General features: G+C 40.6%; 4 protein-coding genes. All 4 read left to right on the forward strand.

The window, feature by feature from the left end:
• Positions 1-386 precede the first annotated feature (386 nt).
• The 4 genes from Q0537_RS08405 (at position 387) to Q0537_RS08420 (ending at position 2,137) form a co-directional block, all read left to right on the forward strand.
• Positions 387-884: a hypothetical protein gene (locus tag Q0537_RS08405; protein ID WP_299227059.1), complete on the forward strand. Its 498-nt coding sequence runs from the start codon at positions 387-389 to the stop codon at positions 882-884.
• A gap of 227 nt (positions 885-1,111) precedes the next feature.
• Positions 1,112-1,405, forward strand: coding sequence for a hypothetical protein (locus tag Q0537_RS08410; protein WP_299227062.1), 294 nt, complete (start codon positions 1,112-1,114; stop codon positions 1,403-1,405).
• Between the two features lie 19 nt (positions 1,406-1,424).
• Positions 1,425-1,634 (forward strand): hypothetical protein, encoded by a 210-nt coding sequence (locus Q0537_RS08415; protein ID WP_299227065.1) that lies wholly within the window; start codon positions 1,425-1,427, stop codon positions 1,632-1,634.
• A 2-nt stretch (positions 1,635-1,636) separates the two neighbouring features.
• Complete coding sequence (locus Q0537_RS08420; RefSeq protein ID WP_299227068.1) at positions 1,637-2,137, forward strand: hypothetical protein; 501 nt, start codon at positions 1,637-1,639, stop codon at positions 2,135-2,137.
• Positions 2,138-2,248 lie beyond the last annotated feature (111 nt).

The following is a 2,248-nucleotide window of genomic DNA, read 5'->3' on the forward strand; positions in this document are numbered from 1 at the left end:
CGCCGATACAGGCCGATTTCAAAAAATCGCGTCTGTTGAAATTGGATTCATTCATTGTACTTCCTTGAAATTTCGTTGAATGGCGGAGCCAAAACAGAATTCTTAAATTCAAGGAAATTATATATTATCAATTCTTTAAGAATATTGAAATTCTTAAATATTTTTTAGTAAAAAGAGCTAATTTTATCTTTAAGCTAAAGCAGATAGTTTTCGTATATTTTGTTTTATAAGATACGATTTTAACGGGATTTTAATTTGATATTTGATTTTATATAATTTCGTAAAATTTTGAATTATCGTATCATTTTGATAATACCACCGCGCGATAACCGTCGGTATAATCTCGCGCTGTATAATAGCAGTAAATCCATTTTAAGGAGGATATTATGCGAAATTTCACATTATGCTTGATCGCGATGGTAGCGCTTTGTGGCTGCGCGACCCCGCAGGATCGATACGGCGGAGATGTTTATGACGCGAGCGAAACGAACCGCATGAGGCAGAGCGATCGGATCGAGATCGTCGATGTCCTACCCGCCAAAATCAACGTAGAGCGCTCCGAGGGCAATACGGGTAAAATTTTAGGTGGCGTCGCGGGCGGAACTACGGGTGCGGTCATCGGGCATAAGCTCGGCAAACATAGCAGCAGCAGGCGCTTAGCTGAGACCGTGGGGCTCGTGGGCGGCGCGGTAGTGGGCGCGGTCGCCGGAGATGCGATCCAAAACTCCCAAAAGACGGTGCAAGGCTCCAACATCATCTACAAGCTAAACGGCAAGGAGTACTCATCCGTGCAAGCCGATCCGCCGTGCAGATTTAGACGCGGCAAGACCCTGCTGATCCACACGGGCAGCGAAACGCGGGTGCAGCCAAACTCGGGATGCTAACAGAACTCGGTATGTTAAATTTAAAGCCGCCCAAAGCTTGCGGTGAAATTTTAAAATTTCACCGCGACGTTTAAATTTAAGAGCGGCGTTTTAAATCCCGAAGCGGCGCAGCTTACAAAAATAGCACCGCTAAATTTAGTGAGTGATCGAAATTTTAACTCTGAAAAATTTTAAGAGCCCGCTAAAATATTTTAATATATAATCGCCGCCTAAAAACGGAGGGCGCGATGAAAAAATTCTATCTTAAAATTTGGCTACTTGCGTTTATAGTGGCATTAACAGCGATCCACGCGGCGGCAGTGGAAGGCTTGGATTATTTATTAAAAACCAAAGAGGAAAAAGATTTAGCGATCTCTTGCGATAGCGGCAATGGAAAATACAGCGCATGCACGAAACTCGTCGAAATTTTATCCAAGAAGTGCGACGATGGGGATTACGAAAGCTGCGGATCGCTCGGCGCGGTGCTTTTGGTTACAATGGGTAGATATAAAGATTCCGTTCTCATCCGCTCCTTTGATTAAGGCATGTGAAGCAAATATCATGTCTTACTGCTCCTATCTTGCCATTAGCGATATACTTTTTACGGGAAATCTTGAAAGAGCCGCTAAGGTTTTTGACAAAATTTGCAAACAGGGAATTTCAGAGGACGAAAAGCTTGCTTGCAGCATAAGGAAAGAGATTGAAGACTGCTCTAAAAATGCAAAGTGCGATCCGCTAATGAAAGCCAAAGAAATTATCAAAAGACTATAACCATGAGAAAAATTTTGTCATTAGCATTGCTTTTATCTATGCCCTTGCTAGCAAAAAACGATATAGACATTGATATTTCTGCTGCAATAAACGATACAAACTTAAAAAATTTAGCGAATAAATGCGATTGGAACAAAGGCGATTATGAAGCTTGCTCGATATTAAAAGATACTTTATCGGCAAAATGCGACGAAAAAAATTTTGAGAGCTGCGGTGCATTGGGAATTTTATTAATATATTTGCGCAGAGAGGAAGACGCAACAAAAGCGCTAAATAAAGCTTGCGATGCCGGATTATTAAATTTTTGCCTAAATGCAGGAATGCACGATTTGTACTATACGGGCAATATAAAAAGAGCATTTGTAAATCTTAAAAAGGTATGCGATGCGGCAATAGAGCCTTCGAAGAAAAAATTGGCTTGTAAGATGAGCTATGGTTTGGAGCCATGTTTAAATGACGATGAATGCAATCCGGTGGAAAAAGCTAAAGAACTTTTGGAATAAGATTAATTTAACAGGATAAAAAAACGGCAATAATTTTATAAAGTTTGAAAAGATAAAAGGTCGCGACGGGCAATTTGAATTAGTACAACCCATCAAAAAATAATGTAAGCA

Source organism: uncultured Campylobacter sp. (genome assembly GCF_938017775.1).
Taxonomy (GTDB): Bacteria; Campylobacterota; Campylobacteria; order Campylobacterales; family Campylobacteraceae; genus Campylobacter_B.

Coding starts and splice junctions, on each gene's coding strand:
- Q0537_RS08405 (WP_299227059.1), top strand. CDS start 387: ATGCGAAATTTCACATTATGCTTGATCGCGATGGTAGCGCTTTGTGGC.
- Q0537_RS08410 (WP_299227062.1), top strand. CDS start 1,112: ATGAAAAAATTCTATCTTAAAATTTGGCTACTTGCGTTTATAGTGGCA.
- Q0537_RS08415 (WP_299227065.1), top strand. CDS start 1,425: ATGTCTTACTGCTCCTATCTTGCCATTAGCGATATACTTTTTACGGGA.
- Q0537_RS08420 (WP_299227068.1), top strand. CDS start 1,637: ATGAGAAAAATTTTGTCATTAGCATTGCTTTTATCTATGCCCTTGCTA.